Consider the following 17,710-nt stretch of genomic DNA (forward strand, 5'->3'; position numbering starts at 1 on the left):
GGTACCGACCGGCCTCGTCGTAGGCTCCGGCGGCCGCCGGACGCCCGGCCGGTGCGGTGGCCGCGCCTGTCCTGCTCACCGCTGCCACCTGGGCGGACGCACCTGATGGCCGATCACGCCGGGCGGGCCGGGCCGCGACCGTCCGACCGGGCATCAGGCCGTGCGCCGGGGAGCGCAGATGTGATCGAGATGAGATCGGGAAGCGGGGAATCCGAGTCGACGCACCCGAACGGTTTCTGCCAGGCTGGTCCGGCCTGCCAGCGCCGGTGGCCGCCCCCGGCGCCGTTCCGACAGAAAGACTCGATCTTGCGCATACGTCGCGCCCTCGGCCTCACGGCTGCCGGGGCCACCGTCGTTCTCGCCGTCCCGGTCCCCGCGCTCGCGGACTCCCCGGCCACGCTCTACGTCAACAACTCAGGCCCCGCGCCGTGTTCGGACTCCGGCCCGGGCACCCGGGAGCAGCCGTTCTGCACCGTGACCGCGGCGGCGAACCTCGTCGAACCCGGACAGACCGTCCAGGTGGCCTCCACCCAGGGGTACCCGGAGGAGGTCCGCCTGACCCGCTCGGGGACCCCCGAGCGGCCGATCACCTTCGTCGGCACGCCGTCGGCCGTCCCCGGGTCGCTCGGCCGGCTCCCGGCCGTCGGCCGGGGCGACCACGGCTTCGTGATCTCCGGGGTGCACGATGTGGCGGTCCGCCAGTTCGCGGTGCGCGGTGCGGTGGACGGGGTGACGGTGGCGGACTCCGCCAGGGTCACGGTCGACGCGAACAGCTTCGGCGCGGACGTGCGCGGGGCGGCGGTCCGGGTGAGCGGGCAGAGCGAGCGCGTCACGGTGAGCCGCAACCGGCTCTACCAGTCGGCCGGCGTGGTCGCCGAGGGCGGCGCCCGCGACACGGTGGTCACCACCAACGACTTCTCCCGCACGCTGAGCGGCGTCCGGGGCGCCGACGCGCCCGGCCTGACGGTGGTGCACAACACCGTCGCGTTCGCCTGCGGCCCGAGCGTCACGCTGGACGGCGCCTCCACCGGCTCGGTGGTCGAGAACAACATCCTGACGGCCCACAACGCCGAGTCGCTGGCGACCGGCCCGGCCACCGCCTGCGGAGCCGGCGGCCGCGGCGAGTCCGAGGTGGTGGTCGCGGCCGCCGCCACCACCGGTACCACCGTGGACTTCAACCTCGTCCACCCGTTCTCCGACGCCTCGGCCTACACCTGGGCGGGGACGGCCTACCGCACCCCGCAGGCGCTGGCCGCCGCCACCGGCCAGGGCCGCCACGACGCCGACCAGGACGTCAGGTTCAACCCGGGCAACCTGCCGGAGCGCAACACGCTGCTGGAGACCGCCACCGCCGCCATCGACTCCGCCGACCCGGCGGCGCCCGGCACGCTCCCCGCGGACCTCGAGGGCCGGGCGGCCCTGGACGACCCGCTGGTCGCCAACACCGGCGGCGGCACCGGCCGTGACCGCGGCGCACACGAGCTGGAGGGCCTGCACGGCGTCGGTCTGCGGACCGCCGGGGCCAACTGGGGCCCGGACACGGGCCCGCCGCCGCTCGCCATCCGGCTCACGGCCGACGTCACCAACTCCTGGCCCACCAAGGTCACCTACACCTACGAGTTCGACGACGGCAGCGCGCCACTGGTGACCACCGACCCGTCCGTCGTGCACACCTACACCGCGGCCGGCGCGTACCACCCGACGGTGACCGCCGCCGACGAGCTGGGCGTGCGCGTGGTCAGCCCGCCGCTCGCGTCCGTCTACGTGAACCGTCCCGGCCCGCTGCTGCCGGTGCTCACCGTGCGGCCCGTGGCGTCCGCGCCCGCACTGACCTACTGGGCCGACAGCAGCTACAGCTCCGGCCCGTGGCGGATCCTCACCTTCAAGGCGGACTTCGGGGACGGGACGGTCGTCGACTCCGGCTTCCCGCAGCACACCTACGCCCGCCCCGGCACCTACACCGTGACGCTCACCGAGACGGACGAGGGCGGCCGGACGGCCTCCGTCAGCAAGGTGGTGGACGTCGACTACACCGACGCCCAGAAGGCGCTGCGCTCCGGTGAGCGGGTCCGGGTGCTGGCCCAGACCTCGGCCGACGGGCTCTCGGACGGCCAGGCCAACTACACCAGCGGCAGCTGGAGCCCGTTCACCGAGCTCACCCCGGCCGGCCCCGCGCCGGCCGCGGTCGCCGCCGCGTACACCGCGAACGGCAACCTGCACGCGGCCCGGACCGCGGCCGACGGCACGGTCGAGATCGCCGACTGGGACCGCACCGGCACCCTGTGGGGCGCCTGGTCGGCCATCCCGGACAAGGTCCCGGCCGGGTCGGGTGCGTCGGTCGCCCAGGTCGCCGCCGCGAGCATCGGCAACAAGCTGCACGTGGTCGCGCTCGCCGGGGGCCGGGTCTTCGAGGCGGTCGGCGACTACGACAGCGGCCGTTGGAGCGCCTGGGGCGAGATCACCGCCGCCGCCCGGCTGCAGGCCCCGGTCGGGCGGATCGCGGTGGCCGCCATCGGCAACGGCCTGCACCTCGCGGCCCTCGGCTCCGACGGGCACCTGCGGATCGCCGACGGCGACTACGCCCGGGGCACCTGGACCAGCGGCGACCTCACGGCGTACATCGGCGGCCCGGGTGACATCACCGAGCTGTCCGCCGCCGCCATCGGGTCGAAGTTCCACGTCCTCGCGCTGGCGGGCGGCAACGTCCACCAGGCCACCGGTGACTACGCCGCCGGCTCCTGGAGCAGCTGGGCGAACGTCTCCGACACGATCGGCCTCGGCGGCTCGGTCACCCGGCTGTCCGCCGCCGCCACCGGCAACACCCTCCACCTGTACGGCGTCAGCAACGGCCACCTCCACAACGCGAACGGCGACTACACGGCCGGCCGCTGGTCCGGCTGGGCCGATGTCACCGCGCCCGGCCGCAACGTCCCGGAGTCCGGTATCACCGGGCTGGCCACGGCCGGTTCCTGACCCGCCGGCCGCAGGGGCCCGCCGCACCGGAACACCGGGCGGCGGGCCCCTGCCGCGTCCTGCGCTCAGCGCGCCCGGCCCGGCCGCCGCGGCGGCAGCGGCAGGAAGCCGCTGGTGCGGGCCGCGTACGCGGCCCAGCCCGGCTTGCGCGCGCTCAGCTGCCGCTCGAGCAGCGGCTTCCCGCTGCCGAAGGCGAGCAGCCAGGTCATCAGCAGCACGCTCGGCAGGAACGCCCAGCCGGCCGGGCCGCCCGCGGCGAACAGGAACAGGCCCCACCAGACGCAGGCGTCGCCGAAGTAGTTGGGGTGCCGGGTGTAGCGCCACAGGCCGCGGTCCATCACCCGGCCCCGGTTGGCGGGGTCGGCCCTGAACCGGTCCAGCTGCCGGTCGCCGACCGCCTCGAAGAACAGCCCGAGCGCCCAGAGCGCGGTGCCGGCCCAGGCGAGTGGGCCGAGCCGCTGCGGGAGGTACTGGGCGTACTGCACCGGCAGCGAGACGAACCAGACCAGGGCGCCCTGCAGCAGGTAGACCTTGCGCAGCGCGTACCGGCGCTCGTGGCCGGGCGGCGCCTTGGCGAGCATCGCGGCGTACCGCGGGTCCTCGCCGGCGCCCCGGCCGCGGCGGGCGATGTGTCCGGCCAGCCGCAGCCCCCAGACCACCACCAGGGCGGTGACCAGGGCCCGGCGCCCGGTGTCGCCGTACCCGGCGGACAGGCCGAGGCCGGTCAGCGCGACGGCGGCGAAGCCGAGGCCCCAGGCGACGTCGACGCCGCGGTGGCGGCCGGTGCGCAGGCCGGCCGCGAACGCCACGAGCATCACGGCCAGGGCGGCGCCGGCCGTGGCGGCCAGGCCGGTGGCGAACGCGGCGCCGTTCACCGGTACCACGCGGCGGGGGTGGCGGGGGCGCCGCTGCGCCCCGCGCGGGTCGGCCGGACGGCGAGGATCTGGTCGACGCCCATCCGGCGCTCCGCGAACGCCTGCGCGCTGCCCACCAGGTAGAGCCGCCACAGCCGCAGGACCGCCACCCCGACCAGGGTGACGACCTCCTCGCGGCGGTCCTGGAGGGTCCGGTGCCAGGCGTCGAGCGTCCGGGCGTAGTGCTCGCGCATCGCCTCGACCTGGCGGACCTCCAGACCGGCGGCCTCCAGCAGTCCGACGCTCTCGCCGACCGGCCGCATGTGCATGTCCGGCGCGATGTACGTCTCGATGAAGGCGCCGCCGCCGGGTGCCGTACCGCTCCGGGACATCTGCTGCACCAGCAGCCGGCCCTCGGGCCGCAGCAGGTCGAACAGCCGGGCCGCGAACGCCGGGTAGCCGTCCTTGCCGACGTGCTCGCCCATCTCGATGCAGCTGACCGCGTCGTACGGGCCGTCGACCGGCTCTCGGTAGTCCTGCAGCCGGACGTCGATCCGGTCGGCGAGCCCGGCCCCGGCGGCGAGGGCGGTGGCGAAGGCGTGCTGGCGGGCGGAGAGCGTCACGGCGGTGACGTGGACGCCGTGGTGGCGGGCGGCGTGCACGGCGAGCGCGCCCCAGCCGCAGCCGACGTCCAGCAGACGCATCCCCGGCTGCAGGCCGAGCTTGCGGCAGACCAGCTCGAACTTGGCGTGCTGCGCGTCGGCGAGGGTGGTGTCCGGGGCGTCGAAGTAGGCGCAGGAGTAGGCCATCGCGGGGCCCAGCAGCAGCGCGTAGAACTCGTTGGAGAGGTCGTAGTGGTGGCTGATCACCGCGCGGTCCCGGGCCCGGCTGTGCGGCTCGCCGCGGACGGCCGCCCGGCCGCCCGGCGGGGCGGGCCGCGGGCCGAGGACGCCGAGCCGGGCGGCGGCGGTGAGCAGCCGGGGCCAGTCGCGCGGCGCGGGGCGGACGGGGCCCTGCCCGGCGAGGGCGCCGCGGATCCGGGTCAGGGCGGTGCCCAGGTCGCCCTCGACGTCCAGGTCGCCGGTGATGTAGGCGTCGGCGAGGCCGAGTTCGCCGGGCTGCCAGAGCAGCCGGCGCAGCGCCCGGCGGTGGCGCAGGACGACGGTGGGCGCGCCGTCCGGGCCCGCGGTGGAGCCGTCCCAGGCGCGCAGCCGGAACGGTACGGGCCGGCCGAGGACGTCGCCGATCAGGGGGACCAGGCGGTCCGCGACGGTGGTCACCGGTCCTCCTGCGGGCGGGTCAGCAGCAGCTGCTGGACGTCGAGGTAGCCGGTGCGGAACCCGGCCTCGGAGTACGCCAGGTAGAGCTCCCACATCCGTTGGAAGACCCGGTCGAAGCCGAGGTCGGTGACCTCGTCGGCGCGTGCGGTGAAGCGTTCCCGCCACAGCCGCAGGGTCTCGGCGTAGTGCGGGCCCCAGGCGCTGCGGTGGGTCAGGCGCAGGCCGGTGTGGCGGGCGGCGGTCTGGGCGATGGCCTGGACGGAGGGGATCAGGCCGCCGGGGAAGATGTACTTGAGGATCCAGGTGTAGGTGTCGCTGCTGGCGAGCATCCGGTCGTGCGGCATGGTGATGGCCTGGAGCGCGGCCCGGCCGCCGGGGGCGAGCACCCGGTCGAGGGTGGTGAAGTAGTCGGGCCAGTAGGGGCGGCCGACCGCTTCGATCATCTCGACGCTCAGCACGGCGTCGTAACGGCCTTCGGCGGCGCGGTAGTCGCAGAGCCGGACCTCGGCGCGCCCGGACAGGCCGGCGTCGGCGATCCGGCGGCGGGCGAGGTCGAGCTGTTCGGCGGAGAGCGTGAGGGAGACCACCCGGGCGCCGCGGGCGGCGGCCCGCAGGGCGAGTTCGCCCCAGCCGGTGCCGATCTCCAGGACGCGGGTGCCGTCGCCGACCCGGGCGAGGTCGAGCAGCCGGTCGATCTTGCGGTGCTGGGCGGCGGCGAGGCCGTCCCAGCGGGCCAGCGGGCGGCCGTCGGCGCCGGTCGGGAAGAGCGCCGAGGAGTAGGTCATGGTGGGGTCGAGGAAGAGCGCGAACAGGTCGTTGGAGAGGTCGTAGTGGCGGCTGATGTTGCGCCGGGAGTTGGCGGTGGACGGCAGTTCGGCGGGCGGCTTGCGCGGCACGTACAGGCGGCGCAGCCACTGGGCGCCGGTGGGGACCAGGGTCTCGGGGGCGGTGGCGAGTTCGGTGAGCAGGGCGACCAGGTCGGGTGAGTCCCAGTCGCCGGCCTGGTAGGCCTCGCCGAAGCCGATCAGCCCGGTGGCGCCGACCCTGCGCAGGAAGGCCTCGGGCCGGTGCAGGCGCAGGACGGGCGCGCCGGCGGGGGCGGGGGCCATGGTCCGTCCGTCGGGGAGTTCGACCCGCAGGCCGCGGCGGCGGGCGACCCGGCGCAGCAGCCGTTCGGCCACGGCGGCGCGCAGCGGCGCGTCGGGGACGCGGGCGACGTCGGGCCAGCGGGCCGGGTCGACGGCGCCCGCGTCGCCGGGGCGCCGGGCGTCGACCGGCTCCGGCCGGTGGTGGACGGGTCGGAAGGCTTGCTGGGTCACGGGAGGGGTACCTCTTCCCTGGCCTGGGGCCGGGCGGCGGGACGGGGGTGGACGGGAAGGCCGCGCAGCAGCAGCCGGATGCCCTGGTAGCGGATGTGCAGGGAGACGGCGGCGGTGGCGAAGGGGTGCCGCAGGACGGCGCGCAGCAGGGCGGCGGGCCCGGCGGGGGTGCGGGTGGCGTGCACGGTGGCGGTGAACGGGCGGCCGCCGGCGCGTTCCAGGTGGATCGTCAGGGCGAGCCGTTCGCCGGGCGGCGGCAGGTGCATCCGGTACGCGCCGTCGACCGGGAAGAACGGTGAGACGTAGAACTCCTTGGGGGTGGTGGCGCGGCCGTCCGGGTCGGGGTGCAGCAGGTAGCGGTGGTGGCCGCCGTAGGTGTTGTGCACCTCGGCGACGGTGCAGGCGGGGCGGCCGTCCGGGGTGTGGCACCAGTAGACGGTGATCGGGTTGAAGAGGTGGCCGAGCGAGCGGGCCTGGGTGAGCATCAGGACCCGGCCGCCGGCCAGGTCGACGCCTCGGCCGGCCAGGTAGCGGTCGAGGTTGCGGCGCAGGGTGAGCCGGGGGTCGCCGGGGTGGTCGGCGGCGCGGAAGCGGGCCAGCGGGCGCAGCGGGGCGGGCAGCCGGGGCAGCGCGTCCAGGTCGACCAGCCACAGCAGGCCGCGGTGGCGGAAGGCGTGCCGCAGGGGTGCGGTGCGCACGTGGGTGGTGGTGGTCTCGTACAGCGACGCTCCCCACGGTCCCGGCAGGGCGGCGGGGGTCATCGGGCGGCCACCTGGGCGAGGGCCTCGGCGGCGGCGAGTCCGGAGCGGCAGCCGTCCTCGTGGAAGCCCCAGCCGTGGTAGGCGCCGGCGAACGCGGTGCGGCCGCGGTTGAGTTCGGGCAGCCGGCGCTGGGCGGCGAGGGCTTCGTGGGTGTAGACGGGGTGGTGGTAGACGGTGCGGGAGACCACGTGTTCGGCGGGGACCGGACGGGCGGGGTCCTCGTTGAGGGTGACCAGGTAGTCCTCGGCGGTGTCGAGGCCGAGCAGGCGGTTGAGGTGGTAGCTGACCTGGACCTGGTCGGAGCGGCCGGTGCAGTCGGGCATCCGGTAGTTCCAGGAGGCCCGGGCGCGGGGGGCGTTCGGCAGGTGGGAGGTGTCGCGGTGCAGCACGGTGGGGTTGCGGGAGTAGCGGAACGCGCCGAGCACCTCGCGTTCGGCCGGGCCCGGGTTGGCGAGCAGGGCGAGGGCCTGGTCGGGGTGGGTGGCGACGACGACGGCGTCGGCCTCGGTGCGGCGGCCGTCGGCGGTGATCACCTGGACGCCGTCGGGGTGCCGGAAGACCGCCCGGACCGGTGCCCCGGTGTGGACGGCGCCGAGGCGGGCGGCGATCCGCTCGACGTACTGGCGGGAGCCGCCGACCACGGTGCGCCAGGTGGGTGAGCCGGTGACGTCGAGCATGCCGTGGTTGTCCAGGAAGGCGAACAGGTAGCGGGCGGGGTAGTCGCCCGCCAGGTCGGGGGCGCAGGACCAGACGGCGGAGACCACCGGGGTCATGAAGTGGCTGACGAAGTAGGCGGAGAAGCCCGCGGCGCCGAGGAACTGGCGCAGCGTCGGGTCGCCGGCCTGCGGGTCGGCCAGCAGTCGGCGGGCCCGGCGGTGGAAGCGCGGGACCTCGGCGAGCAGCCGCAGGTAGCGGCCGCGCAGCGGGGTGCCGGGCCGGGCCAGCAGTCCGGCCGGGCCCTTGGCCCCGGCGTACTCCAGGCCGCAGCCGTCGCACCGCACCGACATGGACATCTCGCTCTCGCGGGTCTGCACGCCGAGTTCGTCGAAGAGTTCCACCAGGTGCGGGTAGGTGCGGCGGTTGTGCACCAGGAAGCCGGTGTCCAGGTCGACGGTGCGGCCGTCGGCGCCGGTGGCCCGCTGGGTGTGGGCGTGGCCGCCGAGCCGGTCGTCGGCCTCGAAGAGGTGCACCTGGGCGCCGTCCCGGGTGAGTCGGTAGGCGGCGGTCAGTCCCGCCACCCCGCTGCCGACCACGGCGATCCGGCGCCCGGCGCCGCCGCTGCGGCGGGCGTCGGGGATCCCGGCGGTACGGACGGTCTCCGGCATGGTCACGGTGGGCCCCTGTCCTCCGCGGGCCCGGCCGGTGGTGCGGCCGGGCCCGTCACGTGCGTGTCACCAGCCATTCGGAGCAGTGGGCCGGGCGGATTGGTGGGCGGATCGGCGGGCGGATCGACGGGATCGGCGGGGCGGCCCCGGGGCGGGGCCGCCCGTCAGGTGAAGGCGAGCAGCATCGTCGGCGCCGCGGTGGGGTGCGCGGAGCCGCCGGCCGGCTCCACGGTGACGCCGACCCCGGCGGCGCCGCCGATCGGGCCGGTGAGCAGCACCGAGCCGGTGGAGGCGGGCAGCAGCCCGGCCGGGCGCATGGTGCCGGCGTCGTTGAACCAGAGCTGGTAGGTCCGGTCGGCGGGCAGCTTCGGCAGGCCGGAGGCGAGGAACCCGGCCTGGCCGCGGCTCTGCGACCAGACCACCGTGCCGACCCCGGAGCCGGCCGTCGCCGTGCTGGTGCGGGCGTCGGGAGCGGTGAGCAGCGCGCCGAACGCGGCCTGCTGCTGGGCCAGCGCCGCGCTCCGGGCGCGGGCCTGCTCGGCCTGGTCGTGCTGCTGGTACGCGAGGACGCCGAGCGAGGCGGCGGCCGCGACGGAGGCGGCCAGCGCGAGCCGGTACAGCCGGCGGCCGAGGCGCCCGCCGGTGCGGCCGTCGAGGGCGTCGGGGTTGTCGCCGGCCGAGGTGGCGGGGGCGAGCTGGCGGACGGTCGTGATCCCGGCCATCACCCGGGCCCGCAGTTCGGGGGGCGGGACGACGGCCTCGGCGGAGCCGAGCCTGGCCAGGGTGGCGGTGAACTCCCGGACCTCCTGGGTGCAGGCCGGGCACTGGGCCAGGTGGCGTTCGAAGGCCTGGCGCTCGGTGTCGCCGAGGGCGTGGGCCGCGTAGGCCCCGGTGAGCGTGTGCAGGTCGGCAGCGGTTGTCACGATCCCACCCCCAGGCAGTCGCGGAGCCGGATCAGGGCGTCCCGCATGCGCGTCTTGACGGTGCCGAGCGGCGAGCCGAGCAGGTCGGCCACCTCCCGGTAGGAGTAGCCGCGGTAGTAGGCCATGGTGACCGACTCGCGCTGGAGTTCGGTGAGGCCCTGGAGGCAGCGCCGCACCTGTTCGCGTTCGAGCCGGCCCTCGACCTGTTCGGCAACCTCGTCGAAGGCGGGGGCGTGCGACTGTGCGGCGGCCTTGCGGTCGCGGTCGGCGGCGGCCTGGGCGGCCCGGACCCGGTCGACGGCCCGGCGGTGGGCCATGGTCATCACCCACGGCATCACCTCGCCGAGTTCCGGCCGGTAGCGGGCCGCGGTGCGCCACACCTCCAGCATCACCTCCTGGGCGACCTCCTCGGACTGTGCCGGGTCCCGCAGCACCCGGCGGACCAGGCCGAGCACCGGGCCGGCCACCGCGTCGTACAGCCGGCCGAACGCGTCCTGGTCGCCGAAGGCCACCTTGGCGACCAGTTCCTGCAGGTCCGGGCCGCGGCGGTGCGGGCCGGAGAGGTGGACGACGGTGTTCACCGGGCCACCCCCCGGCACCCGGCCGCCGGGTGCGGCGGACGGACCCTCGGGCCGGTCGGGTGGACGGCTGGCATGGGCGACCTCCTGGGAGCGGGACGGACCGCCGCGGCATCCCGGACCGGGGGTGCCTCGGCAACGGGTGTTCGGAGCCGCCGGGGCGGCGGATTGGTCCCGACCGGCGGACCCGTGATCCGATCATGGACGCGGGCCGTCCGGCCCCACCGGGATTCGGCCGGATCGCACCGATCCGATTCCCGACCTGCACCGAATCACCACCGGACCACCCGTCCGCCACCCGCCCGCGGCCGGCACACCGCCCGCCGCACCGCCCACCGCACCGAGGAGGCCAGCCGTGCCGGCCGACCCGCCCACCGGCCCCCGCCCGCGCGTCCTGTTCGACGTCCGGGAGATCTACGCCGAACCGGCCGCCGCCGCCTCCCCGCGCGGCCGCCAGGTCCTGGCGCGCTTCCCCGCCGCCCGGGTCACCGAGGTCGCCTCGCACTGGCAGATCCCGCACCTGCACGGCAACGCCGGCAACGTGGAGTGCTGGGCCCGGATCAAGCGCGAGGTGCTGGTGCTCGGCGTCAAGAAGTCGCTCACCGCCCGGCCCAACGGCCGCTCCGCCGACTGGATCGCCCCGAGTTCGGCCAACGGCTGCGCGCTCGCCTGCGCCTACTGCTACGTCCCGCGCCGCAAGGGCTACGCCAACCCGGTCACCGTCTTCACCAACATCGACCGGATCATCGGCTACCTGGGCCGCCACCTCGCCCGCCAGGGCCGCAAGCCGGAGCCCAACCAGTGCGACCCGGCCGCCTGGGTGTACGACATCGGCGAGAACAACGACTGCGCGGTGGACGCCCTGGTCTGCGACAACACCGCCGACCTGATCCGCGCCTTCCGGCACTGGCCCACCGGCAAGGCCTCGTTCGCCACCAAGTGGGTCAACCGCGACCTGCTGGCGCTCGACCCGCGCGGCCGCACCCGGATCCGGTTCTCGGTGATGCCGCCCGCCGACGCCCGGCTGCTGGACGTCCGGGCCGCGCCGGTGCCCGACCGGCTGGCCGCGGCCGCGGACTTCCGAGAGGCTGGGTACGAGGTGCACTTCAACCTGTCCCCGGTCGTCCTGCGGGAGGGCTGGGAGCGGGACTGGGCCGAGCTGCTGAGCCGGATGGACGACATCCTGCCGCCCGCCGTCAAGGCGCAGGCCGCCGCCGAGATCATCCTGCTCACCCACAACGAGCAGCTGCACCAGGTCAACCTGGGCTGGCACCCCGCGGCCGAGCAGGTGCTCTGGCGCCCGGACCTCCAGGAGCCCAAGCGCTCCGAGAACGGCGCCGACAACGTCCGCTACCGGGCGGGCCGCAAGGCCGCGGCGCTGGCCCGGCTGCGCGGCCTGATCGAGCGGCACGCGCCCTGGCTGCGGGTGCGGTACGCGTTCTGAGCCCTCCGGTGCCCGCGCCGCGGCCTGCCGCGGGACGGCGCCGCAGGACGAGACGGGAGACGAGATGACCGACCACCCCGACGCCCGGCCCGAGGGCGCGTCCGCCGACCGGACGCTCTGCCTGGTCACCGGCGCGACCGGTTACATCGGCGGCCGGCTGGTGCCGGAGCTGCTCGCGGCCGGCCACCGGGTCCGCTGCCTGGTCCGCGACCCGGGCCGGATCCGCGACTACCCCTGGCGGGCCGAGGTGGAGACGGTCAAGGCGGACGTCACCCGGCCCGAGACGCTCGCCGGGGTGTTCGCCGGCGTCGAGGTGGCGTACTTCCTGGTGCACTCGCTCGGCACCGGCGGCTCCTTCGAGCGGCGCGACCGCACCTCCGCCCGGGCCTTCGGGGCGGCCGCCGCCCGGGCGGGGGTGCGGCGCATCGTCTACCTGGGCGGGCTGATCCCGCCCGGCGTCCCCGAGCACGCCCTGTCGCCGCACCTGCGCTCACGGGCCGAGGTCGGCCGGATCCTGCGGGAGAGCGGCGTCCCCACCGCCGAACTGCGCGCCGCCGTGATCCTCGGCTCCGGCTCCGCCTCGTTCGAGATGCTGCGCTACCTGACCGAGCGGCTGCCCGTCATGGTGACGCCGAACTGGGTGGACACCAGGATCCAGCCGATCGCCGTCCGCGACGTGCTGCGCTACCTGGTCGGCGCCGCCGCCCTGCCGCCGGAGGTCAACCGCTCGTTCGACATCGGCGGCCCCGACGTGCTGACCTACCGCGAGATGATGCTGCGCTACGCCGGGATCGCCGGGCTGCCCCGGCGGCTGATCGTGCCGGTCCCGGTGCTCACCCCGCGGCTGTCCAGCCACTGGGTGGGCCTGGTCACCCCGGTCCCGAACTCGATCGCCCGTCCGCTGGTGGAGTCGCTGCGGCACGAGGTGGTCTGCCGGGAGCACGACATCGCGGCGCTGGTGCCCGACCCGCCGGGCGGGCTGATCGGCTTCGACCGCGCGGTGCGGCTCGCCCTGAAACGGATCCAGGACGCCGAGGTCACCACCCGCTGGTCCTCCGCCTCGCTGGCCGGCGCCCCCAGCGACCCGCTGCCCACCGACCCGCACTGGGCCGGCGGCAGCCTGTACCAGGACGTCAAGGAGCGCGAGGTCGCGGCCAGCCCGCAGGCCGTCTGGCAGGTGGTGGAGGGCATCGGCGGCGACAACGGCTGGTACTCCTTCCCGCTGGCCTGGGCGGTCCGGGGCTGGCTGGACCGGCTGGTCGGCGGGGTCGGCCTGCGCCGCGGGAGGCGGGACCCGGCCCGGCTGCGGGTCGGCGACTCGCTGGACTTCTGGCGGGTGGAGGAGATCGAACCGGTCGAACTGCTGCGGCTGCGCGCCGAGATGAGGCTGCCGGGCCTGGCCTGGCTGGAGCTGCGGGTCGACAGCGACGGCAACGGCGGCACCATCTACCGGCAGCGGGCGCTGTTCCATCCGCACGGGCTGGCCGGGCACGCGTACTGGTGGTCGGTGGCGCCGTTCCACTCCTTCGTGTTCGGCGGCATGGCCCGCAACATCACCGAACGGGCCCGCACCCTGCCGTGAACACCAGCGACCCGCAGCCGGGTTGACGGTCGGCGCCGTCAACCCTTCTGCCCCTGAGGTCAATTCACCCTGCGGAGTGAACCCACAAGTCGCACCCATCCGCTCCCGTCACCGCACCGAATGCAGGACGTGAGCAAGCAGACGACCACCGACCCGCGGCCCGCCGCCGCCCCGCACCGCCGCCGGCGCGCGGCGCTGCGGGCCGCCGGGGCCGCGGCGACCGGGCTGGCGGCCGCCGCGGCGGCGGTCGGGGCGGGCGAGGCGGTGGCGGCGTGGACCGGCCCGGCCGGCGCGCCGGTGTTCGCGGTCGGCTCCGCCGCCATCGACCTGACCCCGACGCCGCTCAAGGAGTACGCGGTCCGGACCTTCGGGACCGACGACAAGCCGGTGCTGCTGGGCGGCATCTACCTGGTGATGGCCGCCCTGGCGGCGCTCGCCGGACTGCTGGCGGCCCGCCGGCCGGCCGCCGGCGGCGCGGTGTTCGCCGCCTTCGGCGCGCTCGGCGTCTGGGCGGCGCTGTCGCGGCCGTCCGCCGCCGCCACCGACGCGCTGCCCTCGCTGGCGGCGGCCGCGGCCGGCGCCGGCGCGGTGGTGTGGCTGGCCCGGCTGCTGCGGACGGCGGCCGTCGCACCGGCCGAGGCCGCCGGACCCACCCGGCGGGCGGTCCTGCTGGCGGGCGGCGGCACGGTCGCGTTCGCCGCGCTCACCGGCTTCGGCGGCCGGGCGGTCGCCGACCGGCGGTACGACGTCAGCGCCGCCCGGGACGCCGTCCGGCTGCCCGCCCCGGCCGCACCCCTGCCCCCGCCGCCCGCGGCGGCCCACCCCGCGGTGCCCGGCCTGTCCGCCTTCTTCACCCCGAACCGCGACTTCTACCGGGTCGACACCGCGCTCACCCTCCCGAGGATCGACCCGCGGGACTGGTCGCTGCGGATCCACGGCCTGGTCGACCACCCGATGACGCTCTCCTTCGACCAGCTGCTCGGACGGCCGCTCGAGGAGCTCGACCACACCCTGTCCTGCGTCTCCAACGAGGTCGGCGGCCCGTACGTGTCGACCGCCCGCTGGCTCGGCGTCCCGCTGCCCGACCTGCTGCGCCGGGCCGGGGTCCGCCCGGGCGCGCAGCAGCTGATCGGCCGGTCAAAGGACGGCATGACCATCGGCACCCCGCTGGACCTGCTGCTCGACGGCCGCCGGGCGCTGCTCGCGCTCGCCATGAACGGCGAGGTGCTGCCGGTGGCCCACGGCTTCCCGTGCCGGACGGTGGTACCGGGCCTGTACGGGTACACCTCCGCCACCAAGTGGCTGGTCGACCTGGAGGTGGCCACCTTCGCCGGCCACGACCCGTACTGGGTCCGGCGCGGCTGGGACCGCACCGGCGAGGTCCGCACCGCCTCCCGGATCGAGGTGCCGTCGGCGTTCGCCAAGGTCCCGGCCGGGGACGTGGTGGTGGCCGGTACGGCCTGGGCCACCCACCGCGGGATCGCCGCCGTCGAGGTCAAGGTCGACGACGGCCCGTGGACCGAGGCCGAACTCGCCGCCGACGCCGGCCTCGACCTGTGGCGCCAGTGGAGCCACCGCTGGAGCGGTGCCCGGCCCGGCACCCACCGGATCCAGGTCCGCGCCACCGACGCCACCGGGGCCGTCCAGCCCGAGGCGAGAGCGGCGCCCTTCCCGGCCGGCGCCACCGGCTGGCACTCGACGGTGGTCACCGTCACCTGACACCTCCCCCGATCCCGGTCCGCGCGACGGCACCGCCATGCCCGGACCACCCGCAGAACCCCCGTCAACACCCCTTCCCAGCACCACGATCCCGAGGAGCAGTCCCCATGTCCGTGACCCGTACCCGGTCCCTCGCCGCCCTCTTCGCCGCCGGCGCCCTCGCCTTCGGCCTGACCGCCTGCAGCAGCAGCGGCGGCACCACCTCCAACAGCGCCGCGGCCCCCGCCGCCCCGTCCGCACCGGCCACCGCCGCCTCCCCCGCCGCCGCGATGGACGCCCCGTTCGGCGCCGCCTGCGCGGCCGTACCGAAGGACGGCTCGGGCAGCTTCGCCGGGATGGCCCAGGACCCGGTCGCCACCGCCGCCTCGCACAACCCGCTGCTGTCCACCCTGGTCAGCGCCGTCACCGCGGCCGGGCTCGGCGACACCCTCAACTCGGCCCAGAACGTCACCGTGTTCGCGCCGACCAACGACGCCTTCGCCAAGATCCCCGCCGACCAGCTGAAGGCGCTGCTGGCCGACAAGGACAAGCTCACCAAGGTCCTCACCTACCACGTGGTGCCCGACCGCCTCGCGCCCGCCGCACTGGCCGGCACCCACAAGACCCTGGAGGGCGGCGACCTGACGGCGGCCGGTTCCGGCGCGGCCTACACGGTCAACGCCAACTCCAAGGTGCTGTGCGGCAACGTGCAGACCGCCAACGCCACCGTGTACATCGTCGACACCGTCCTGATGCCCGCCTCCTGACCCACCCGCCGCCCGCGGCCCGGCCGGCTCAGCCCAGAGCCGGGCCGCGGGCCAGCAGCAGCGCCACATCGATCCCGGCCACCGCCAGCGCGGCCAGGAACGGCCACCGGGTGCGCGGCAGCAGCACCGCCGGGAGCACCAGCAGCGCCGTCGCCGCCAGCACCGCCCGCCCGGCGCCCCCGACCGGACCGGGCGGCCCGGCCACCAGCACCGCGGAGGCGCAGCCGAGCAGCAGTGCGGCCACCGCCCCGGCACCGGCCCGGCCCAGCCGCTGGGGCAGGCCGCGCACCCCCGCGGCCAGGTCGTCGGCCAGATCCGGCAGCACATTGGCGAAGTGCGCGCCGGTACCGAGCAGGACGGCCGCCGCCGTCAGCCACGGCGGCGGCCACGGCCCGCCGGGCAGGCCGAGCGTGACGAAGGCCGGCAGCAGGCCGAAGGCCAGCGCGTACGGCGCCCAGGACAGCACGGTCCGCTTCAGCCCCAGGTTGTAGGCCCACCCGGCGGCCACCCCGGCCAGGTGCGCGGCCCCGGCCGCCGCACCGGCCGCCAGCGACAGCGGTCCGCAGACCAGCAGCGCCGCACCGGCCGCCGCACGCAGCACCGCCGGGTCCAACTCCCCCGCCGCCAGCGGCTTGTCCCGGCGCCGCGCGGCCAGGTCACGCCGGTGGTCGATCAGATCGTTGCTCCACCCCACCGAGAGCTGGCCGGCCGCCACCGCCGCACCGGTCAGCGCACAGCCGGCCGGACCGCGCCCGCACCCGGCGGCGAACGCCGCGGCGAACAGCGTGACGGCGGCCGCCGGGGCCGGATGGCAGGCCCGCAGCAGCGGCAGCGGGCGCACGGCCCGGCCCGCGGCGGGTACCGCGTTGGCGTTCGGCATGCCCCGATGCTAGGCCGCCCCCGGCCCCACCCGTCGGACCGTCCCCCGGCCCCCGCCCCCGGCGCGCCGCCCCGCACCGCCGTCCGGCCGCCGCACCCACCCGAGGCCCGCAGAGCAGCCGGCCACCCCGCCTCCCGCGCCCTGCGCCGCCGTCCGGGTCCCATACCTGCGTTCCGTACCCCGGGACTCGCCCGGTTGAGCCGATTGATGAGGGTATGTCGGTGACTTCCCTATGCTGGCGCAATGACCCGAATCGTGGCAGTGACGGGCGTGGTGCCGACGCACCGCTACCGGCAGCAGGAGCTGGCGGAGGCGTTCGCGGCGGCGCTCCGGTTACCGGCCGACGGGAGCCGGGCGGTGCTCGAGCGGGTGCACGCCTCGGCCGGGGTGGAGACCCGTCATCTGGCGCTCCCGCTCACCGACTACGCCGCCCTGAGCGGTTTCGGCCAGGCCAACGACGCGTACCTGGCCGCCGCGCTGGACCTCGGCGAGCAGGCGGTGACCGCCGCACTGGCGGAAGCCGGACTGTCGGCCGACGCGGTCGACCTGGTGATCTCCACCTCCGTGACCGGGATCGCCGCCCCCTCCCTGGAGGCCAGGCTGGCCGGGCGGTTGGGCCTGCGCCCGGACGTCCGGCGGCTCCCGGTGTTCGGCCTCGGGTGCGCGGCCGGCGCGGCCGGGGTGGCCCGGCTGCACGACTTCCTGGCCGGGCGCCCGGACGGCGTGGCGCTGCTGCTCTCCACCGAGCTGTGCTCGCTGACCCTGCAACGCTCGGACGGTTCGCCGGCGAACCTGGTGGCCGGTGCGCTGTTCGGCGACGGCGCCGGGGCGCTGCTGGCCGTCGGCCCCGAGCATCCCGCTCACGGCACCGCCCCGGGCCCGGCCGTCGTCGCCGCCCGCAGCCGGCTCTACCCGGGTACCGAGCAGCAGCTCGGCTGGGACATCGTCGACAGCGGCTTCCGGATCGTGCTCGGCGCCGAACTCCCGGCCCTGGTGCGGCTGCACGTCGCCGAGGAGGTCGAAGGGTTCCTGGCCGCACACGACCTCAAGCCCGGTGACATCGGAGCCTGGATCTGCCACCCGGGCGGACCCAAGGTGCTGGACGCGCTCGCCGGAGCCCTCGCACTGCCGGACACCGCAATGGAGTTGAGCCGCCGCTCGCTCGCCGCCGTCGGCAACCTCTCCTCCGCCTCGGTCCTGCACATCCTGCGCGACACCCTCGCCCTGCGCCCCCCGCGGCCGGGCACCTACGGGCTGATGCTGGCGCTCGGCCCCGGCTTCGCCTCCGAACTCGTCCTCCTGCGCTGGTAGGGCCCGCCGATGAGC

14 protein-coding genes are annotated in these 17,710 nt (G+C 76.2%); 6 read left to right on the plus strand and 8 right to left on the minus strand.

All coding sequences use genetic code 11. The features are described from left to right. Nucleotides 1–306: 306 nt before the first annotated feature. A complete protein-coding gene (locus AC2TEW_RS08900; protein ID WP_484622798.1) occupies nucleotides 307–2,973 on the plus strand; it encodes a PKD domain-containing protein in 2,667 nt (888 codons plus the stop codon). A gap of 65 nt (nucleotides 2,974–3,038) precedes the next feature. Here the strand turns inward: AC2TEW_RS08900 and AC2TEW_RS08905 are convergent, their stop codons facing one another. From AC2TEW_RS08905 to sigK, 7 genes are all read right to left on the minus strand, one after another. After that, entirely contained in the window at nucleotides 3,039–3,788 is a 750-nt protein-coding gene (locus AC2TEW_RS08905; protein ID WP_484623008.1) for a DUF1295 domain-containing protein, read from the minus strand. 56 nt (nucleotides 3,789–3,844) lie between these two features. Further along, nucleotides 3,845–5,107, minus strand: coding sequence for a class I SAM-dependent methyltransferase (locus AC2TEW_RS08910; RefSeq protein WP_484622799.1), 1,263 nt, complete (start codon nucleotides 5,105–5,107; stop codon nucleotides 3,845–3,847). Further along, nucleotides 5,104–6,426 (minus strand): class I SAM-dependent methyltransferase, encoded by a 1,323-nt coding sequence (locus AC2TEW_RS08915; RefSeq protein WP_484622800.1) that lies wholly within the window; start codon nucleotides 6,424–6,426, stop codon nucleotides 5,104–5,106. The genes AC2TEW_RS08910 and AC2TEW_RS08915 overlap by 4 nt, the downstream gene beginning before the upstream one ends. Beyond that, a complete protein-coding gene (locus AC2TEW_RS08920; RefSeq protein WP_484622801.1) occupies nucleotides 6,423–7,187 on the minus strand; it encodes a DUF1365 domain-containing protein in 765 nt (254 codons plus the stop codon). Before AC2TEW_RS08920 ends, AC2TEW_RS08915 begins: the two co-directional genes overlap by 4 nt. Continuing rightward, a complete protein-coding gene (locus AC2TEW_RS08925; RefSeq protein WP_484623009.1) occupies nucleotides 7,184–8,512 on the minus strand; it encodes an NAD(P)/FAD-dependent oxidoreductase in 1,329 nt (442 codons plus the stop codon). The genes AC2TEW_RS08920 and AC2TEW_RS08925 overlap by 4 nt, the downstream gene beginning before the upstream one ends. 164 nt (nucleotides 8,513–8,676) lie before the next feature. Continuing rightward, nucleotides 8,677–9,435: an anti-sigma factor gene (locus AC2TEW_RS08930; RefSeq protein WP_484622802.1), complete on the minus strand. Its 759-nt coding sequence runs from the start codon at nucleotides 9,433–9,435 to the stop codon at nucleotides 8,677–8,679. Then, the gene (gene sigK, locus AC2TEW_RS08935) at nucleotides 9,432–10,016 is read right to left on the minus strand and encodes an ECF RNA polymerase sigma factor SigK (protein WP_033822276.1); all 585 of its coding nucleotides are present in this window, start codon (nucleotides 10,014–10,016) and stop codon (nucleotides 9,432–9,434) included. Before sigK ends, AC2TEW_RS08930 begins: the two co-directional genes overlap by 4 nt. 352 nt (nucleotides 10,017–10,368) lie before the next feature. On the opposite strand from sigK, the gene AC2TEW_RS08940 reads away from it, so the two are divergent. The 4 genes from AC2TEW_RS08940 (at nucleotide 10,369) to AC2TEW_RS08955 (ending at nucleotide 15,504) form a co-directional block, all read left to right on the plus strand. Beyond that, the gene (locus AC2TEW_RS08940; RefSeq protein ID WP_484622803.1) at nucleotides 10,369–11,457 is read left to right on the plus strand and encodes a spore photoproduct lyase family protein; all 1,089 of its coding nucleotides are present in this window, start codon (nucleotides 10,369–10,371) and stop codon (nucleotides 11,455–11,457) included. A 64-nt stretch (nucleotides 11,458–11,521) separates the two neighbouring features. Continuing rightward, the gene (locus tag AC2TEW_RS08945; RefSeq protein WP_484622804.1) at nucleotides 11,522–13,039 is read left to right on the plus strand and encodes an SDR family oxidoreductase; all 1,518 of its coding nucleotides are present in this window, start codon (nucleotides 11,522–11,524) and stop codon (nucleotides 13,037–13,039) included. 120 nt (nucleotides 13,040–13,159) lie between these two features. Further along, nucleotides 13,160–14,758, plus strand: a complete 1,599-nt coding sequence (locus AC2TEW_RS08950) for a molybdopterin-dependent oxidoreductase (protein ID WP_484622805.1) — start codon at nucleotides 13,160–13,162, stop codon at nucleotides 14,756–14,758. Between the two features lie 107 nt (nucleotides 14,759–14,865). Continuing rightward, nucleotides 14,866–15,504 (plus strand): fasciclin domain-containing protein, encoded by a 639-nt coding sequence (locus AC2TEW_RS08955; protein ID WP_484622806.1) that lies wholly within the window; start codon nucleotides 14,866–14,868, stop codon nucleotides 15,502–15,504. Between the two features lie 28 nt (nucleotides 15,505–15,532). On the opposite strand, the gene AC2TEW_RS08960 is transcribed toward AC2TEW_RS08955, so the two are convergent. Continuing rightward, entirely contained in the window at nucleotides 15,533–16,384 is an 852-nt protein-coding gene (locus tag AC2TEW_RS08960; protein ID WP_484622807.1) for a UbiA family prenyltransferase, read from the minus strand. A 243-nt stretch (nucleotides 16,385–16,627) separates the two neighbouring features. Here AC2TEW_RS08960 and AC2TEW_RS08965 point away from each other — a divergent pair, with 243 nt between their 5' ends. Then, nucleotides 16,628–17,695, plus strand: coding sequence for a type III polyketide synthase (locus AC2TEW_RS08965; RefSeq protein WP_484622808.1), 1,068 nt, complete (start codon nucleotides 16,628–16,630; stop codon nucleotides 17,693–17,695). Nucleotides 17,696–17,710 lie beyond the last annotated feature (15 nt).

This window comes from Kitasatospora sp. NEAU-CNBT7 (genome assembly GCF_057220535.1).

Excerpts from the sequence above, each read along its gene's own strand:
- AC2TEW_RS08905 (WP_484623008.1), bottom strand. The coding sequence starts at position 3,788 with ATGCTCGTGGCGTTCGCGGCCGGCCTGCGCACCGGCCGCCACCGCGGC.
- AC2TEW_RS08920 (WP_484622801.1), bottom strand. The coding sequence starts at position 7,187 with ATGACCCCCGCCGCCCTGCCGGGACCGTGGGGAGCGTCGCTGTACGAG.
- AC2TEW_RS08925 (WP_484623009.1), bottom strand. The coding sequence starts at position 8,512 with ATGCCGGAGACCGTCCGTACCGCCGGGATCCCCGACGCCCGCCGCAGC.
- AC2TEW_RS08945 (WP_484622804.1), top strand. The coding sequence starts at position 11,522 with ATGACCGACCACCCCGACGCCCGGCCCGAGGGCGCGTCCGCCGACCGG.
- AC2TEW_RS08950 (WP_484622805.1), top strand. The coding sequence starts at position 13,160 with ATGCAGGACGTGAGCAAGCAGACGACCACCGACCCGCGGCCCGCCGCC.
- AC2TEW_RS08955 (WP_484622806.1), top strand. The coding sequence starts at position 14,866 with ATGTCCGTGACCCGTACCCGGTCCCTCGCCGCCCTCTTCGCCGCCGGC.
- AC2TEW_RS08960 (WP_484622807.1), bottom strand. The coding sequence starts at position 16,384 with ATGCCGAACGCCAACGCGGTACCCGCCGCGGGCCGGGCCGTGCGCCCG.
- AC2TEW_RS08965 (WP_484622808.1), top strand. The coding sequence starts at position 16,628 with ATGACCCGAATCGTGGCAGTGACGGGCGTGGTGCCGACGCACCGCTAC.